The sequence below is a fragment of the Vibrio sp. C8 genome, from assembly GCF_054051265.1.
The window spans coordinates 480,958-498,489 of sequence record NZ_JBPAOE010000011.1 but is presented as its reverse complement, the minus strand read 5'-3'; the positions used below and the strand labels follow the sequence as shown (position 1 = coordinate 498,489).

Here is a 17,532-nt window from a genome sequence, read left to right as displayed (position 1 = left end):
GAAAAATAAAAATGCCCCAGATAGCTGAGGCATAGAGTAAATAATTTATGCTGAATTAAACTGCAGCAACACCTTTTACGAATGATTGAGGATTACGGATAGCAACATCAGCCATTTGGTGACAACCGATATCCAAACCACCCGTTTTACTGTTACGAGTTGGAATAAGTTCAACCATTCCCCAAGTACCAATCATTACATCCGAGAAGTTGCCAAACAGAGAACCACCTGTTGGCATTTGGGTAGAACTATGCGCTTTGTAGCCATTACACTCGCCACCTTCCACAACAAAACGACCAGAGCCAGCGTCTTTCTTCGTGGTTTTGAGAGCAGAGAACACGGTTGGACGGAACGCGTAAGCTAAAGATCCCATCAGCGCGTTTACATCATCAAGCGCTCCTTCCATCTTCACAACTTCTTCCCAAGTAGGGATTAGGTTGGCAGTATCTGCGATATCCACGGTTTGAACACCAGCAGTATTCAGAATACCCAATGGTTGGTTGTTTAACCCGGTACCATTAAAGCCAGCTAAGTCGATAGAAAGAGCCATACCTGCCAACATGTCTTCACGAACAATCTGTTCAATCGCAGGTGAGGACTGACGCATCAGTTCAAACGTTAGCGGCACGATACCACCAACGTGTTTACCACTTAACGTAACGTTACCTACTGGTACATCTGATTCTGTGGCATCTTCTTTTTCAGCTAACCAGCCAAATGTCGCTGATGCGGTTTTCTTCGGCATCGACACATTGCCATTTAGACCAGGCAAGAAACGTGCACCCAAACGGCCGAGTAATGTGTTAGCGCGAAGCACATCAATAAACTGGTTTGCCATGTGTTGGGTACCAACTAGACCAGCTCCGGTTGTCATGTCAGCACGCTGACCAGTAAATATACTGACAGGAACAATTAAGCCACCGCCAACTACCGAGCCACCATCGCTACGCAGTTGTTGTGACATTTCACGTTCAAAACCAGCATCCGTCCAATCACCTGACATCTGAGCATTCAGAGCGCGAACCAATGAATACTCACGATTTTCACGTTGCATCATTTCTTCACTCATACGAGCTGCAGCCGGTGCTGGTTGAGCTGCGGCATGTTCAAATGCAGCTGAACGGAATTGTTCTATTGTCATACCACGCTCAATCGCATCATCACGAAGGTTACTTAAATCCCACGGAGCCGCTTCTGCAGCACGAGAGATTTCAGCAATGCGGCGACGTTCGTCTGAACGCACTTGATCATTGCTAATTGCAGGCGCAGCCGGTGCAGGTTGAGGAATGTTATTCTCATTACTGCGTTGCTGTTCCACTTGGTTAGTTACTGGAGCTGGCATTCCTGCCTCCTTGTTTGTTGATAATTCGTCACTGCGACCAACCCCAACACTGGAATCGGCAGGAACAGCAACTATGGAAATTTCTGTAGGCTCCCAGTCAGTTACCCGAATCGTATCAGGCTGACCGTTTTCACCCTCTCGCCGTTCATAGGCATAAATCTTGTAGTTAACGCTGATTTTCTGGCGGATTTTATCCACCACATCGTTGAAAATTTCGGTAGCACGCTCACCACGCCCAAAGCGGAGCGTTGCACGACCTATCCGGTCACTATCTATGGATGCGACTTCTACAACACCAACCTGATCACTTCGGTTGTGATCCATCAGAACGGCACCACCATCATTAATCCGTTCTAGTCGAGCAGATCCGGGAGAGTGGTCCAGAACTTCGATACCGAACCAACGCTGCACCTCTATTTCTGAAGAGAAAGAAACTTCAACGGTTCGTTCTTCTTCATTGATGCTGCGGCTCGCGTCGATAATCATCGAGCGTTCAAACGAATCACCGATGTTGATTTCACTTGGTTGTGGCATTTGCTTTAACCTCTTCGTCGTCATCTTCTTCCGGTGCTATCGCGGAAAATACTTGTGTGGGAGTAATGCCAAGCTTCGCCATCATGGCATTCTCTTCGGCTATCTCATTGAATACATCTTCGGGGTCATCTCCTCTTTCCCGAATAATCTGAGAAAGGGAAATCGCTTTAATTTCGTAGAGGATCTTTTTACTGTTAGCTTCTTTTTGTGGGTCTACCCAATCCCAGCGACGACCAACAAACTGAGCTTGCTTATATGTCGCAGTGGTATACGGCATTACACCAAAAGAGCCATGGAAATAATTGAGCTCGATAAAGGCATGGAATAACGGCTTAACAAACGTCTGCACCATCCATGTCTGCAGGCTTTTGTAATACTCTCGGGTATCCAGAGAGCCCACTCGCGCACTGGAATAATTCACTCCGGATAAATCATTACCTACGGTGTGATAATCAACGCCCCAACCAGAAGAAATACCCTTTAAGATTCGTTCAACAAACGGAGCGTAATCACCGGATGGATACGTTGGATCAAACGTTTCAAAGGTCAGATTACCGATGTTTTCAAAAGTACCGGCTTCTGCGTTCAGCATCATCTCGCCTGACTCTTCATCACCGGTATATTCGTCATTAGCCTCCGAACGGAAGAAACCCATTTTTGCAGCGCCGATACGAAAAGCGGTAAGTGCTGCCTTTTCTGCTTCACCCAACTGGAACAATCGGCCAAGAGAAGGAGCTACCCAAGGTATTCCGCGTTTCTGACCAACAAACAACTTTCGAAATACATGCAGCATACTAGCCGCTGGAATACGGGTTCGTTTCCCTGAGTAATTAGTCAGGCTACCGACACCTGGATGAGGTTTCTCATAAGTGTCATTTACATGGTAAGCAACAGGCCTAAAGTGAGCATCGTACTCAATACCCATGATGATAATGTTCCCACCATCACTTTCATCGTTGTAATTAACATCGATACGACAAGGGTCAACGAGCTCTGGCCAGAGCATTCCGGAAGAATCTACTCGTAAGTGAATAAACGCTTCGCCGTCGGTTACCTGAGCAGCCACAATCTGTTTCTCTAAATCAATCAAGTCAACAGTGTCTTCAAACTCAGCCCATAACTCTTCCACCAATTGGCGAACTTTAAAAGCAGGCTTTCCTTGTTTAGTCTTCGCCCTTGAACGTAGTTTAAAACCGTTAGCACCGACTAAGTTATCCTGTAGAACCTGAATAAGACGAATAACATAATCGTTATTTCGAGCTTGTTGCCGTGCCCGGGAACGGAGCATTTCTAATTGGTGGTAAATTACCTGATCGACAGTGTATGGATTTGAATCCCAAGACAACGTCATTCTGTCCGGATTGCCTGCGTCATACATACGGCGCATTTCATTCACCACCATGCGTTGAATCGGAGATTTCTTCATGGTGGGGTTATCCTATACATCTGATCGTTCGAGTTCTTAAACCTGCTTCTTTACGTTCTAGCTTGCCAAGTTCTGATGCGAAGCTAACACGCATCGCTTCCATTTCAGTTGGCGACAAGTTGGTGACACTCCGACCGTTGAAACTCAGCGAAGATTTACCGGACGTAATAATGCCAAGTTGCGCTTTTTGAATAGCTTCAATTGCACTGACAAGCCACTCTTTACGAGCAGCTTCACTTTGCGTTAATGCCATTTAGAAACCTTTCATTTTGAATCGACGTTTAGGCTTCGCCTTTGGTTTATCTTCAGCGACTTCCACAACTTCGAGATGTGATGCGAGCGCATCGTAATTTGGATTGAGAATTTCACGCGCTGCGAGGTTATAGACTTCAAGGTCAAAAGCTTCGTTACGTTTACGAACTTTCACCCATTCAAGAATTGCATGACCTTTGTGGTAACGAGTTCGCCGTTCTTCTGCAGTCAGCTGCTTGAAGAACTCTTCATCAAACTTGCTATCAATCGGGTAATGGTAATAACCAAAGCCATGCTCAAGGATTTGAAGCCTAGCCATAACCAGCTCTTTACAAGTATCGGTACCAACTGCGAACAATTTGATTTTCGCTTTATTGGCGGTAGAAGGACGAGACACTATTGGACGACCAACACCACCCACACCTTTGATCGCAAAGATTCTGCGACTTTCTCGGCTCTTAACGAACTTATAAACTTCCTGAGTAAAGTGGCCACCAGAGTCAATACAGGTACAAGCTATAGGTAACTTATTACCCGATTGATGCTGGTAAGTTTGCAACAAGAAGTTATCTAGCTCTTCCCAAATGCCAGGCTTAGCCAAATCGCCATACAAGATCTTAAAATCTGCCGCCCAAGATTCGTCACCTCTACCCCACGCTTTAACCAAGCATTCGAGTCGATCATCTTGAACATCAACCGAACAGGTAAGAACGACACCACCAGCAGGTATATCAGAAATGTAATTCTCTCTGCGTCGGTAAAGTTCGTCTGAATCAAGCTTCTCTCCTTGCTCTTCCCATGTTTCACCAAGAATGGTGTTAACAAAGGTTTTTAGCTTACCTACATCATCAGCCGCTTTTAGCCAGTCTTGGACCAAACGACGCCAATCAGTAAACGGAGAATATGCCGACCAAATATGAAAGCTGACAAACTCGGGCGTATCCGCATACTTATCATCGATAGTGGTCCAACGCATGCCATCTTGTGTGGCCAAGTCTGCAATCCTATCTCGCCAGATACCTTTGTATTGCTGAGGCATCCATTCGGCATACGTACCCAAAACACCGCAATGAGGACACAAATAAGCGACACTAGAAGGATCGAATTTTTCAAACTTCATTCCGAAATCAGCATCTGGACCACCCCATTGTAAATACTGATATTCACCACAATGAGGGCACGGAATTTCAAAACGCAGCATCACGCCGCTTTCTTTGCAGGCTCTCTCTATTTGGCATTCGTGTTTATTCTTTGGAGTGGAACCGCGAATAGACTTACCAAACACCGAACCTTCTAGACGGCGATCTCCTAGAAATGTAGGCGCCCCCTCTTTTTCGACGTCAGCAGGAAAAGCTGCGAGCTCGTCGTAGATAACCGTATCAACTGACTTTTCACGATAGTTCTTCGCTGCAGTGCCACCTAAACACCACAACTGTCGTTTGTTCGCAAACTTCTTTGTATCAAGAGTATTGTCACGATGCTTCTTTCCATACCAAGGAGCTAATGCTTTGACGACAGGAACATCACGAATCATTGATTCGATATGTGCTTTCATAAAGCCCGACGCTGCAGCATCGGTAGGTTGAAAGAGTAATTGATTTCGTTTTTTGTGCTCCAGCATATAAGCCAGAGCAGCTTTCAACATTTGAGAATAACCAACACGAGCCGACTTCATCAGGTTCACCACTCTGATTTCATCATTACCCATGCAGTTCAAAATCGCGACTTGGAAGTGAAGAGTTTCCCAACGACCTTCCAAGTAAGATGATTCTGCAGATAAAAAGAAATGTTCATCAGCCCATTCCACAGCAGTCATAGGCATTGGGCGCCAAAAAGTAGCTAGTCCCCTTTTCACTGCAGCTTGAAAGTTACTCAGTTGTTTCTCGGATATAGTCATCTAATATCTCCGGCAATGATCTTTCTAACCGGCTTAATGCATTTAGAGCCTTGGCTAACTCACGTTTAATGTTTTCAGTTTGAATCGTGGTTAGTTCCGGGTGCTTTCGGATGATATTTAGAGGCAAACTATCGATAACACCAGATGCTTCTGCCGCAACTTTGGCTAATGCATATGTAGCGAAATCTGCAGGTACCACTTCCTGTGTCGCTATTTGATTTTTTAGCTCCTGGCTATCAGCCTGAGCTTTGGTTAATCGGTAGCGTTCATATTCCAAACTACCCTCTTCAAAATCGTCTTGTTCAACAGTAACTTTACCGCTGCTTGCAAGGTGCCGAAGGTAATGAATATAAGCCTTTCGGCATGATTCAAGATGCAATCCTCCGGGACCTTTTGCCGCAGGTAGTACCCCATCCTTGATAAGGTTGCGCACTTGGCGATCAGAGATATCTAGGTGCTCACCAACTTCTTTTTGTGTGCTCATAAATACCTATCAAAAAGCGGAAACGGAAACGGGTTCTGGAAAGGCTGGTAAATAGAGAATTCTCGCGAGTCTGATACCCACAGGGTAAAAGGTTCAGGAAGGACCCATTATTTGGTATTGGTGTTCTTCACCTTATCGAAGCTACGCATAGCAGCAACTCCAAGCATAGACATAAGCAGACCAATAACATCACCGACACCTAAGTCAGGGAATGCAGGTACTACCAATTCAGTCACACCATTCCAATCATCGAGGATGGTGATTGCTTGATAGGTCCATATGTATGTTTGAACGATGGCTTTGGGGATATACATAAGCGCTAAACTAATAGCACCCACCCAGCCTATTGCTGGTCGCCAAGATGCTTGAAACCAGTTGTTTGATTTAGCATCCTGCAGGTTGATATCAGCCTGCTTTAACATCAATTGAACATGAGCGTTTAGCTTTTCTAAGTCGCCATTCTGGTAGATTTCAGCCAACTTACGCTGTTCTTCTGCTTGCTTCACTGGGTCTGGCCATATCTTATTGATAACAGAATTACCAAGCTCAAAGGCTGCACTGAGAGGATCAAAAGCCATCACTATTTCCTTCCATTGTGTTCAAGTGAGAAATGGTTAGCATCATCAAACCGCCCACCCCACGAACCACCAAGTGACTCCCAGTACTCACCCAATGCCAAATAAGCAGGATGATCACCATTAGTGATGTATTCACCATTCACAAACAAATTAAGGTAAACAGCTAGGCGCTGTTTATGATTGCTGTTAGCGGAACTGTAGGATTTTTTTTCACCAATTTGACCGTGAACTCTAGGGTCACGATAAGCATCACCAAACGTCAGTTCGTAGCCTTGCTCGTAGGCGAAAACAATTAAATCAGCTGTCATACGAGTGAAGGCGCGTTGTTTATTACCAAGAGTCATCAACCAATCACCTTCTCGTATTTCTTCTCTAAGATGGACAGAGCTCTGCTACCCATAAATCCAGAGATACCAGCCATGAAACCTGCAAGAGGTGTAGGCGCTTCGATATACCAGCACAACAAACTGGTCAGCATCCCTGCAAAACCAGAAATAGACACCTGCATAATCAACTCTCGCCAAATGAAAGGTTTGTTCTCCTTCCGAATGTGCTGCAGGTGCGCAACGACACCGCCCCAAATAGCGGCAAAGCTAATTAGCAGGTAACCAATAAGGGTGTAGTTTTGTGGATCTTTTTCAGGCATGCGCATACCCACCCCCTTAGGAGTGTCCCGGTTAAATGTTGAATAGGAAGAAATTTAGGCACAAAAAAACCGCCATGAAGGCGGTTCTTTAAAATACTGTGTACTTATCCATACTGATAATGCATACACTAATCTGCACCGTTTTTATTTTCAAGCTCTTTTTTGAATAACTTTCGAGCAGCTTGGTCATAACTCACTAGGAGAGTTCGAATAGCTTCTACATGTTGATTCCAATCAGACCAATGGTTTTGGTAGTAACGAGCTCGCTTCTTTTTAAACTCATCACTGAATTCATTTTTAGCCAAACTGTCAGCTTCAATCAGAATATGAATTAGATAGGCCCTGGTGAAAGTTGGGGTATATTTTACTTCACCTTCTGAAAGTGTCGTTTGCGCTCCACCAGCTTGCTCAAGGGCCAATCCACCAGCAATAACAGGAATTAGCGCTTTTACTTTGTCATGAGTTCGCTGCTGAATCATCGTGCCCTGCTCAGACGCACACACAACCCAGTCGTTCATAACACTTTCAAACAATCTGGTTTTATTCTCGTTCGAGTTCCAAAGAGGCGAGGCATAGGCAAACATGCTCCAATCGGCTAGGTGTGGAGCGGATTTAGACATACGCTCCACTGCAGCCAACACTTTAGCACCGTCGAGTTTAGACCCTATCTCGTAATCGGCAGCACCGAAGACTCCGCCACCAGCACCCACATTATATTTGGCGCGAATACCTTCTGTTGCCATGCCAATAGCGGCTGGCATTTCCCAGCGTTCAACGCTTGTTACTAATCCCATAACCGACCCTCTGGACTAACCGTCAAAACCCAATATACTGTATATATATACAGATTGTCGTTATTTTAAGGTTATGTTCAAAACAATACAAGTTCTTAAAGATTCGTATTTAGTGAGGCTTAGCCCCAATGGCCATATAGGAACGGGGCAGCCTAAAGGACGCACTGCGCTTACCGTTATGAGAAAGCGTGGCCATACAGTACAGCTGCCATTTGGCGGCTTTATCTATACAACAAATACGGAAGGTCTAAAGCTTTTAAAAGCTGTCGACATAACTGCACTTTGTACAGACGACGAAGCTACCTACGTTGCTTACGAGATACCGAGGGGTCACTATGTGGTTGGTGTTTATGTAGATGGAAGAGTGTTTATACTAGTCCGTGGTGATGAAATTATTCATGATATGTGGCGGTTGAACGAGCCTAGAAATAATGTAGCTTACATAAAAAATCATTTTAGATAGTTTAATATCTAAAAAATAAAGTAATTAAACTTATGTAATTACAGAGAATATAACTATATTACAAAACAACACCATTCTCTATATCAATAACCTCATCCAAGGTGGAAACTAGTAAGTTCAACCCACCTAGCCTTACACTAGGATTAATACCCTCCATCTCGTTTATTAATTTTTCTCTCAATTCAATAGCAATACTCTTCTGAGTATCATCAATATTTCCACCTCTGACAAATTCATCATCTAAATAGCCACAAAATGTTCTTATTTCTATAGGGCTCCATTTAAAAAATGCAATCATAAACTCGTCTATAGACAATAAATTTAACAATCCAATACGGACAAACTTATTGTAAAACTCATCTCTAACAGAGTTTAGTGAATTAATAAGTTCGAATTTAAACTTCTCATCACTATCAAAATCAACCTTTTTAATCAAATTACTACGAGCAACTCTATACAATTCCTTTAATTCATCATTTTCTAACGAAACCATATCGTGACGCCTGTACATAGTCATATCATTTGGAACTATAAACCTATCCATATCTAAATCATGACCAAGCTTAATCAAGCTTTCACGTTCCGATGCTGTCGCTAAAATAAATTTATTATCGATAAAATAGATACACCTATCTAAAGCACTAAACCATTTGTCAAGATAAACATCCTTACCACCTTTCACGAATTCAATTAAATTTCTATAAGCCGATTCAAACTCTTCATCTGTCATTTGATAAACTGTTGGATATGATAAAGCTTTATCTATCTCACTTACAACTTTAGGCAAATCTAAACAATCAAATACATATTTGTCATCTGTTATTTTACTTGCGCAATACATAACAAGAATTTCAGATGCAGGCCTATTAAGTGTATTTACAATATCATCCTCTAGCCTATCTTCTTCACTAAACTCTTTTTTTTCTAATAAAAGCTGCTTTCTAACAGCAATAGATATCTGATTTTTCTCACAATGCCTACAGATATCTTCTACACTATAACCTTTTTCAAACAACAGGTATGACAGTCTCATAATTTGAGACAACAATATTACTTTCGCTTCTATTTCATAATCTTCATCTATAAATCCATTTAAATTACCAAATTTATTCAAAGCACGCTTTATAACTCTTAAATTCTTTGACTTAAGATGATTCATATCTATTTTTATTTGCTCACAAAAATTAAAATCACTTATTATTTCCGGGTGATATTCATTAAGTATAGAAATCATTTCATCTGTGCAAAGTGAGTGATAACACTTATCTACAAAAATCTTTTCAATATCAGATTGACAACTTAGCTTCTTTTCATTCGCAATAACAATCACTTTGCATTTCTTATTCTCTGCAAATTCAAGGCATTCCCCTAGAATTTGTTTTATCAGATTCTTGTCCGTCACACGTTCTAAATCATCAAGTATAAATATACGATTATTAATTTCTTTATATATTTGATGTTTATAAAGACCGACTAATCCACCTACGATTGCACCCACACCGTTTTGTCCAGATAATTGACTAGCACCTTCAATCAGTTTAAGAAAACGGTCTTGGCCTTTTTCAGATACAGAACCATAAGCTTCTGATATTAATCTATCTCTAAAATCATCAATGCTATCTATACCGTATAGAGAAAAGAAAACCACTTCCATTTCAAATTTATATTTTAATGCATCTAGTAATTCGTTTCTTATGAAGTGTGACTTTCCACTTCCCCAATCTCCGTCAAAAAGAAGGGCAGGAGGAAATGAATTATCAGATAGAATATTAATAATATGAGTCACCTGAGTAGCCATATTTAACTACCTCCTATTTTAATATTCTTAAGAACATCCATTGCCGGCATAGTTGGTGATGAGTCACCAGCCAGTAATCCTGTGTCTGTTCGGCAAAACAAAGACTGAATGACTATGTTTCGAGAATTTTCATCAATAGCACCATCTTTAATAAGAGCGAGGTAAAAATAGGTCAACTGAGCTCGCTCTTCTGAATCTCGTTGCAAGTGGACGGCACTCATCAATAACCTTGAAACAACTCGGATCAAAAAACCGTATACAGTAATACCCGTCAGAAAAAGGACGATACCCTTTACAGTATCCAATTCAACACCTAGGCTTTGCCCTACAAGGAATTGACTATACAAGTAAGCAAACCACATCACTCCGACTAACACCAGAACAGATAAAATCGCCCCCCACAACATGCTTGTATTGTTATACTTCTTAGCAGAAAGAGACCAATACTGTGCTGGTTGTTCTAGCCTTAGGTGCTCTCGAAATGAGTCTTGAAAAGATGTAATCGTATTATTACTTGTAGATATTAACGTTTCAATTGCTTGTTCAGCTTCAGCTTCTCGATGACGCATTCTCTCTTGAATAGCTTCAATTCGTTCTGCTTTTTGATCCAAAGTATTTTTGTACTGTTGTTCATCTATCAGATAACTCAAACCAAGATGTTCCCCTATCTCTGTACCAAGAGCATTAGAATTCGTTACAACAACTTCAAAAAACTTCTTGCTTGCATACAACCCATGGTTTTGGCTGCACTCTATCAATTTATCTACTAAGGGATTTTCACTATAGATCCATTTAGTTACATTATTCTCACCTTCAACTCTCTGTAACCCTTTAAACAAATTTCTCAGATCTGTAATATCTTGATTTGAATGTGACGCTTTACTTTTATACTCCATACAAGCAGCTATTAACTTCCTAAGGTAGCTGGCTACATCTTGGCAAACTCCAGATTTAGCTTTGTCAGAATGCTTTTCCCAGGCTAATTTCTCTTTCTCTAGAAATCTCAAAAAAGAGTCTTCGTTGTCGAAAATCTGACTAAAATCAAAATTGTTTATCTCTTTAGGAAGAATATCCTGTAAGCTCGCCATAACTTCTACCAATTCAAACTGTTAACAATGTAATACCTCGACAATAGCCTAAAGTAGGGGAAAAATGAACTGGGATAATCAAGCTAACCTTACACAACATATTTATATCGCTAAAAACAAGATCAGGATGCCCCTGACTTCCACATAATAATCAGTAATACTGTGTACAGTTGATAGGGTATTAGAAGACCCCATTGAAGCCTAAAGTTGAACTGACATGGTTTGCAGGCGCATTTGAGAGAGCATCGTTCGCGCAAACTTAAGAATATGGTCACATCGCTATTATATATAACTTCATATAAATAATTATTGTGATATAAATATGAGTGCGAGCACATGGAAAAAAAGCGAGGATATACCTCGCTTTGGTTTTTTGAATAAAGATTGCCGTCTACATCAAAAATGCTTCGTTTCTATGTGCTCGTCTCTCTTCTCCAAATGCTTTATAAACCTTATAGAAAAGATGTTTTTTACCATGGAAACATAACTCAGAAGCAATAGCTCTCACCCCAGACTCAGATACTTGATAGTGGTATGCTCCACATTTTTCAGGCATAAGTTTAAACCAATGCGCTCTATCACAAACTGAACCTGGAACAGACTCAATTACCTGCTTAATTATGCTTTCTGACACACCAAGAACTTGTGCAAGTTCATTGTGAATAATCCAAGAGTCCGAATGCACTTTTATATCCATATAAAACCTCTATTTATCAAAAGACAAAATCAAATATCTGATAAATAGTTGAGAAATGGTAGGTCAACATCTTTAGAATGTGACGAGAGTTTATTTTATTTTTGAATGCAGAAAACCTGCATGCTTATTAAAAGCATACAAGAGAGGTGATGTAGAGATAGCTCGTTTTTTATTTTTCTATCTCATGTGTGCGTCTTTATTCCTAATGACGCTAGGTGTAACCAAGTTAAACCAAGGCTCTTACATGTTCAACGGTTAGCGTACCATGACTAATATTTTTTGTGATATATAATACAAAAACAACTATATTGAGTCTTAAACATCATTCCAACTATCTAAGCTAACCAAGCCCTGCCAACTTCATATTCGCATATCATTGCTAATAATTCTTATGATATATCGCTTTTAAAAAGGGTTATTAGGAATACAAGAGCAACATTTTTAACTCAAAGCCCCTAGCTCCAACGCTCTCTTAATCGTCTGCTTCACATAGAACAATTGTGAACCATGCTTGGCTTCCCAACCTTTAGGATCATCGTGAAACTTGCGGTGTTCTTCTGCAGTTAATGGGAAGGTGAAAAGGTCGTGGGTTTTGGCGCCCATCTTTCCTTCTCCGTGACAGATTAAATGGTGGGCCACTACCCCCTCTGTTTTTCCAGTCACTACGCAGGGTAGAGAACGGACGAACTTTAAGTACTTTTCACTTTGCCAGGTAATCTCTTTCGGTCTGGCCATAAACATGGCTGGTGGCTCGTTATCGACAATCAACTTCACCGCGCCAGCGCGTTCTTGAAGAATCGCTTTAGAATTCAGTTCGAAGCGCTCATCACTTTCTCTGCGAACGGCTAAACCATTTGTCTCAGGCTTTTTCTTTAGCCCAAATACTTCATCGACGATGGATTGAGGTAAATACTCGTAAACACAATTCACTACACTCCACCAGCAAAGCTCAGGTAATGAAATATGCCTATCAACTTTCAGTTGCGACTGAATGCGGTCCAATCCCCAAAGCATTACATTACGCTGAGCGATAGATTCAGTTTCAACGCTTGGATTATTTCGCTCTTGGTTGTCGTGATGCCAACACACACGAACGGCGCCATCGAGAACGGTTAAGTTCTTATCGCAATACTCGCCGTCTGAAAGCTGGCAATGTGGAATGCGCTCTAACCAATGCTTAAAACTACCAAGTCGCTTTTGGACTTCAGCATGGTTAAAGAACTCAAGTAAGCGTTTATCGTCCACCAGCGATTTTGAACTATCCGGAATCATCGGACGGTTTACCTTACCGCTTGGTACATTCACCAACTCTTCAGGCAGAGGCATTACAATGAGCCGGTTTCCTTGGCTCATCTTAACCAGCTCGCTCAACAGAGTTTTACCAGGCTTAAACATCATTAAGCCAAGGTCAGCTTGAAGAAAGGGTTGAAGAACTAGCACTAACGAGCACCCATCAGCATTCCAGCACCAATTTTTATGGCTTCATTGGATAACTGAATTGCCAAATCCATAGAACCTTTACGCATTGCACCGGCTAACGATTCACCCAATGACGTTTTCACTTTGATGCTGTCAGGTGTGGACTTCAAAACCTCCAGACCTTTCGCGGAAAGAACACTACGGTAGAAACAATAATTATCGCTTCGCTCTGTTCTCAAATAACCAGATTCTTGAAGCCACTGAACGGTACCAAAACAAATTTCAAAAGGCTTGGATGGCTCGCCATCATCTCCCAACACTCGGCCAAATTCGTCCAGTTCAGTATCACCGCACAATTCAGTACATTTCAAAACAATCGGAACGGGAAACGAACGATACAGTTGATCAAAAACCTTAGCCGCATACTCATCAAACATTTCAATATTGTTCTTCATAGGTACTCACCTTCCTTCTGTACATTCTCAGTTTCCATGGTACATTAATTACTCAATTTAATTTCAACAGCCCCAGATTAGAGGGATCGAGCAACCTTTCGCAGGAACTCGTGAACAGCGTCTAGGCGACCGTTCGGACTCTGGCAAGAGTGCGAACATCGACCGTAGGTACATGTTCATGAAAGCGCTTATATTCCTCATCACTCTTGTCATTATTCTGTTCACATTTGCTGCTGTCGTTTCTCTGTATAAAAAAGACAAACATCGCACAGCTCTTTGCTATCTTTCGGCGTGTACGTTCTTACTTAGCGAAATAATGAAATATATCTAAGCCGCCACCGCCTTTAAATGACCCGTTTCAATCAGCTTCTTGCGTAGCCATATCTCACCTTTCCCTGTGATCATCGCGGTATGGCTGATTCTGGTTTCTGAATTGGTTTCGTAGGTACCTTGCTTTACCGTAAATAAACCACGTTCAACGAACTCTTGATACGGAAGGTTGTAAGAACTGCCACGGCTCATAAATACTCTCAATTCACGCAGAATACGGAATATGGTCACAGGTCCTAAACCAACCGTCTTTGCGAACTGACCAAGAAGAACACCTTTATCCGCCCCTGCCACTGCATCCGCGAACTCAGCTTTTGGAGCTGCTATTGCCAGTTGCTGATTCTTCGCTTCAAGTTCTCTAGCCTGATTAGCTGCAAGTTGTAGAGCTTCTGCAAAAGTAGCCGGTACCGACACCTGACTTTTTTTCTCCAATTCCTGCCAGCGATCGACAACAGCTGCAGTGAATTCTGGAGAAAGACGAGCAACCACGACTAAAGAATCACGCTTGCCTAATTCGTAGTAGTCAAACAGCTGTCCACGGTACTCAAATTTTAGTGGCTCAATTTGAGCGACTAAAACTTGACCATCAATCAAGGAGCGAATAACACGTAGAACATTCTTGTGGTCTTTCTTAGTTAGCTCTGCAATCTCACGACTGCTCATCGTCATTTCAGTTTGTGTACTAAGTTCAAACATGCTCATCCCTCCACCAGCCAATACTTACTCGTATAGTCAGTATGTTCACCGTTCTCTAGCTTTAACGCGGTACCTGCATTTCTCGCCTTTTCAACCAATCGGACTAACTGACACACCGTAATGCCTAACTGCTTGCAGAGTTCACTAGGCTTCCAAAGGCGTTTACGCGAACTCATCAAAGCAACAAGATCCTTTTCACTCGCCATTCATCCCCCCTAGCTCCACCAGTAGCTGTTCACGTTGTGCAATCATGTCATTCAACTTGCGTTGACAAGATTTAACCGCCTCTTGCGACACAGGTGATTTACGCTGTTGAAAAGAAATCAGTGCCGCGTTCTCGTTATTGATATCCATCTCCAATTCACGAACCTTGCGTTTCAAGACTTCACGGTCATTAGGCTGAGCATGCTGTTGGAGTTGTGCAGGCCTGCCATAGCCTTTGTCTTGCTCTCTCTGTAGCCACTTGGTGATAAACGATCGAACACCAGATATGGTTTTTCGCTTCTGAGGATTGGAGGTGCACCAACCAATCATGTTGCGAATGTGTTGGTCGACATCGACCGCCGGATACAAATCACGTAGCTCGAACAGGTATGTTTGAGTCACTTCGAAGTAGGTATCTTTGGCGTTCAACGGGATTTTGAACAAAACAGGATCAACCGGTTTTTCTGGTTCGAGCTTGCTCGGAGCAAGAGAGATCTGTTTGTTTGTATCTGGTTTGGATCTGTTATTGGAATCGGTAAAATTACCACTTCCTTGGTTCTGGTAATTCTCCCAGTTCGTTTCGGTAATATTCCCATTTCCATCTGGTAAAATTACCGAATCCATTTGGGAAACTTGTTCTGTATTAGGGAATAGCAGCTCAACTAAACGATCACCATTTAAACGATAGTGTGTTGTTGGCACACCATTAGCCTTCTTCACCTTACTTTGAATGACATCACCTAGGCGGCTCTTTAGCTTACGCACGGCATAACGAACTTGATCCACCGACAAGCAAACTTCACTCGCCAGTTCTTCATTAGCTTTGTAGAACCATTCCCCTTCTGTTTTAAAGCCAGACCAAAACACCAACTGATTCAGAACCGCTGCTTGAGTATGGTTACCTTCGCAAAACTTAATATAAGGTCGAGGAATACTGATCGAAGCATTATGGCCAGATAGCTCTCGAACCACATCGAAAAGCCTAGCCATTTTCAACCTCGTCTTTCTTCAACGTCCAGAACGCTGGGCGTTTAATACGGTTTCCCCTATCCCAACAAATCCACGCATATTCAGCGTTGTCAGTCGCGCCATATACGAACGATGGTCTAGGAGTAAGAATGAGTAAGTTTGTCCAGGGGAAAGATCGCCAGAAGTCAGCGCGTTGCTTACTGCCAAGCATCGATAAACGAAGAAGAAAACACATTGTTCCGTCTTGCGCTAAATCTCGTGTCATTGCTGTAGCAATAAACTCCAAAGCCAAACTAAAAGGCGGGTTTGTGATGATCACATCTGCCGACATATCTTTACTCGGGTTTAAGTAGTCAATACCTTCGGCCAGTTCTGCGTGCTGGATGATGTGCCCAGTTGGCAGTTCATTGGTAATACGGCCGTCACCACGACAAGGTTCTGAAATCACATCCCCTTCGCGAAACTCAATACAATCGAGTAAAGCTTTAACGCACCAAGAAGGCGTGGGATAAAAGTCCCGCTCTATACGTTCCTTAGCCATGAATGCCTCCATAAACAGCAGTAAAGTAAACCTGCTTTGCGTGATACAAATCTTCCATCTCTTCGTGAGTGATTTCCTTTCGTTCACCATCAACCACCATAAAGTAATGAAACTGGTGGTTCTCTAACTGAGCCTGTAGTGCTATTCTTCCCATCACTGCTTCTCCGAAGTGGTGTGTGAAATTTCCTCGCGGTTATATTCACTCGGCTTTAGACCGTTGCCGCGGTTTAAAGCCACTTCCTCATCTAGTACCAACAATTGGCGCTCGCACTTTTTAAGCAAGCAACGAATTTGGTCACGTTCGAAATGGTGTGCGTCCTGCCCTGCTTTTGTAGCAACGCGACAAGAACTGGTTGTGATATCACCAAGTTGCTTAACTGTTTCCCAGAAAGATTCCGTTTTCATTTGTCCTCCGCATGTGAATACAACGCATCAAGTTTGAACATGAAGGCCTCGAAAGTAGCCTGATATTCGCCTTTTAACTGAGCTATCGCCTTACGCTCTTTCTCGTCGAACACACCATCAGCTTTTGCTTCTTCAATGGTTTTGTCTAACAGCCCTTTCACGGCATTCAAATGCAAGTGGCAGTCGAACATGTCCACGGTATCCAGTTCACCCAATTCAGGTTTTTCCACCACCATAAAACCAGCTCTATCCGCAAAGAACGCGGCGATACATGGCGACTGAGTAAAATCAACAATGTCCACCAGCTCTTCTAAAGAGAAAAACTTAGATCCTTTGTTCATCTTCAAACGGTTGTTGTACTGGTCATACGAATACCCCAGCTTGGCAGCGACTGTTCCCCGCGTTCCCTGAACAAAACGTTCTGAGTCTTTAACCGCAGTTCTAAGCCCTATATGGATTTCAGCTTGTGCTTCCACTAATTGCTCCTTGGTTTGGTGGTTAAACATTTTCCAAA

At 42.4% G+C, this 17,532-nt stretch carries 21 protein-coding genes; all 21 read right to left on the bottom strand.

Annotation, left to right across the window (positions count from 1 at the left end; all coding sequences use genetic code 11):
• Positions 1-55: 55 nt before the first annotated feature.
• Positions 56-1,876: a phage major capsid protein gene (locus ACRQQK_RS08380; RefSeq protein WP_457510910.1), complete on the bottom strand. Its 1,821-nt coding sequence runs from the start codon at positions 1,874-1,876 to the stop codon at positions 56-58.
• On the bottom strand, positions 1,860-3,302 hold the full coding sequence (locus ACRQQK_RS08375) for a phage portal protein (protein WP_457510909.1): 1,443 nt from the start codon (positions 3,300-3,302) through the stop codon (positions 1,860-1,862). The genes ACRQQK_RS08380 and ACRQQK_RS08375 overlap by 17 nt, the downstream gene beginning before the upstream one ends.
• A 7-nt stretch (positions 3,303-3,309) precedes the next feature.
• Complete coding sequence (locus ACRQQK_RS08370) at positions 3,310-3,555, bottom strand: hypothetical protein (protein WP_457510907.1); 246 nt, start codon at positions 3,553-3,555, stop codon at positions 3,310-3,312.
• Positions 3,556-5,451 carry a phage terminase large subunit family protein gene (locus ACRQQK_RS08365; RefSeq protein WP_457510906.1) on the bottom strand — a complete coding sequence of 632 codons (1,896 nt, stop codon included), beginning with the start codon at positions 5,449-5,451 and terminating at the stop codon, positions 3,556-3,558.
• Positions 5,423-5,935: a terminase small subunit gene (locus ACRQQK_RS08360; protein WP_457510904.1), complete on the bottom strand. Its 513-nt coding sequence runs from the start codon at positions 5,933-5,935 to the stop codon at positions 5,423-5,425. Before ACRQQK_RS08360 ends, ACRQQK_RS08365 begins: the two co-directional genes overlap by 29 nt.
• 107 nt (positions 5,936-6,042) lie before the next feature.
• The gene (locus tag ACRQQK_RS08355; protein WP_457510903.1) at positions 6,043-6,513 is read right to left on the bottom strand and encodes a 3TM-type holin; all 471 of its coding nucleotides are present in this window, start codon (positions 6,511-6,513) and stop codon (positions 6,043-6,045) included.
• Between the two features lie 2 nt (positions 6,514-6,515).
• A complete protein-coding gene (locus ACRQQK_RS08350; protein ID WP_457510901.1) occupies positions 6,516-6,857 on the bottom strand; it encodes a M15 family metallopeptidase in 342 nt (113 codons plus the stop codon).
• Positions 6,857-7,165 carry a phage holin family protein gene (locus ACRQQK_RS08345; RefSeq protein ID WP_457510899.1) on the bottom strand — a complete coding sequence of 103 codons (309 nt, stop codon included), beginning with the start codon at positions 7,163-7,165 and terminating at the stop codon, positions 6,857-6,859. The genes ACRQQK_RS08350 and ACRQQK_RS08345 overlap by 1 nt, the downstream gene beginning before the upstream one ends.
• 122 nt (positions 7,166-7,287) lie before the next feature.
• The gene (locus ACRQQK_RS08340) at positions 7,288-7,953 is read right to left on the bottom strand and encodes a hypothetical protein (RefSeq protein ID WP_457510897.1); all 666 of its coding nucleotides are present in this window, start codon (positions 7,951-7,953) and stop codon (positions 7,288-7,290) included.
• A gap of 521 nt (positions 7,954-8,474) precedes the next feature.
• Complete coding sequence (locus tag ACRQQK_RS08335; protein ID WP_457510895.1) at positions 8,475-10,214, bottom strand: P-loop NTPase fold protein; 1,740 nt, start codon at positions 10,212-10,214, stop codon at positions 8,475-8,477.
• A 2-nt stretch (positions 10,215-10,216) separates the two neighbouring features.
• Positions 10,217-11,302, bottom strand: coding sequence for a DUF6161 domain-containing protein (locus ACRQQK_RS08330; protein ID WP_457510894.1), 1,086 nt, complete (start codon positions 11,300-11,302; stop codon positions 10,217-10,219).
• A 391-nt stretch (positions 11,303-11,693) separates the two neighbouring features.
• A complete protein-coding gene (locus tag ACRQQK_RS08325) occupies positions 11,694-11,999 on the bottom strand; it encodes a hypothetical protein (protein WP_457510892.1) in 306 nt (101 codons plus the stop codon).
• 441 nt (positions 12,000-12,440) lie between these two features.
• Positions 12,441-13,439, bottom strand: a complete 999-nt coding sequence (locus ACRQQK_RS08320; RefSeq protein ID WP_457510890.1) for a DUF968 domain-containing protein — start codon at positions 13,437-13,439, stop codon at positions 12,441-12,443.
• Positions 13,439-13,873, bottom strand: coding sequence for a hypothetical protein (locus tag ACRQQK_RS08315; RefSeq protein WP_457510889.1), 435 nt, complete (start codon positions 13,871-13,873; stop codon positions 13,439-13,441). Before ACRQQK_RS08315 ends, ACRQQK_RS08320 begins: the two co-directional genes overlap by 1 nt.
• A 327-nt stretch (positions 13,874-14,200) precedes the next feature.
• Positions 14,201-14,899, bottom strand: a complete 699-nt coding sequence (locus ACRQQK_RS08310; RefSeq protein WP_457510887.1) for a phage antirepressor KilAC domain-containing protein — start codon at positions 14,897-14,899, stop codon at positions 14,201-14,203.
• 2 nt (positions 14,900-14,901) lie between these two features.
• A complete protein-coding gene (locus tag ACRQQK_RS08305; protein ID WP_457510885.1) occupies positions 14,902-15,105 on the bottom strand; it encodes a hypothetical protein in 204 nt (67 codons plus the stop codon).
• Positions 15,095-16,093, bottom strand: coding sequence for an ATPase (locus ACRQQK_RS08300; protein ID WP_457510883.1), 999 nt, complete (start codon positions 16,091-16,093; stop codon positions 15,095-15,097). The genes ACRQQK_RS08305 and ACRQQK_RS08300 overlap by 11 nt, the downstream gene beginning before the upstream one ends.
• Positions 16,086-16,613, bottom strand: coding sequence for a DNA methyltransferase (locus ACRQQK_RS08295; protein WP_457510882.1), 528 nt, complete (start codon positions 16,611-16,613; stop codon positions 16,086-16,088). The genes ACRQQK_RS08300 and ACRQQK_RS08295 overlap by 8 nt, the downstream gene beginning before the upstream one ends.
• On the bottom strand, positions 16,606-16,770 hold the full coding sequence (locus ACRQQK_RS08290; protein WP_457510880.1) for a hypothetical protein: 165 nt from the start codon (positions 16,768-16,770) through the stop codon (positions 16,606-16,608). Before ACRQQK_RS08290 ends, ACRQQK_RS08295 begins: the two co-directional genes overlap by 8 nt.
• Positions 16,767-17,018 carry a hypothetical protein gene (locus ACRQQK_RS08285; protein ID WP_457510879.1) on the bottom strand — a complete coding sequence of 84 codons (252 nt, stop codon included), beginning with the start codon at positions 17,016-17,018 and terminating at the stop codon, positions 16,767-16,769. The genes ACRQQK_RS08290 and ACRQQK_RS08285 overlap by 4 nt, the downstream gene beginning before the upstream one ends.
• On the bottom strand, positions 17,015-17,494 hold the full coding sequence (locus ACRQQK_RS08280) for a YmfL family putative regulatory protein (protein WP_457510877.1): 480 nt from the start codon (positions 17,492-17,494) through the stop codon (positions 17,015-17,017). Before ACRQQK_RS08280 ends, ACRQQK_RS08285 begins: the two co-directional genes overlap by 4 nt.
• Positions 17,495-17,532 lie beyond the last annotated feature (38 nt).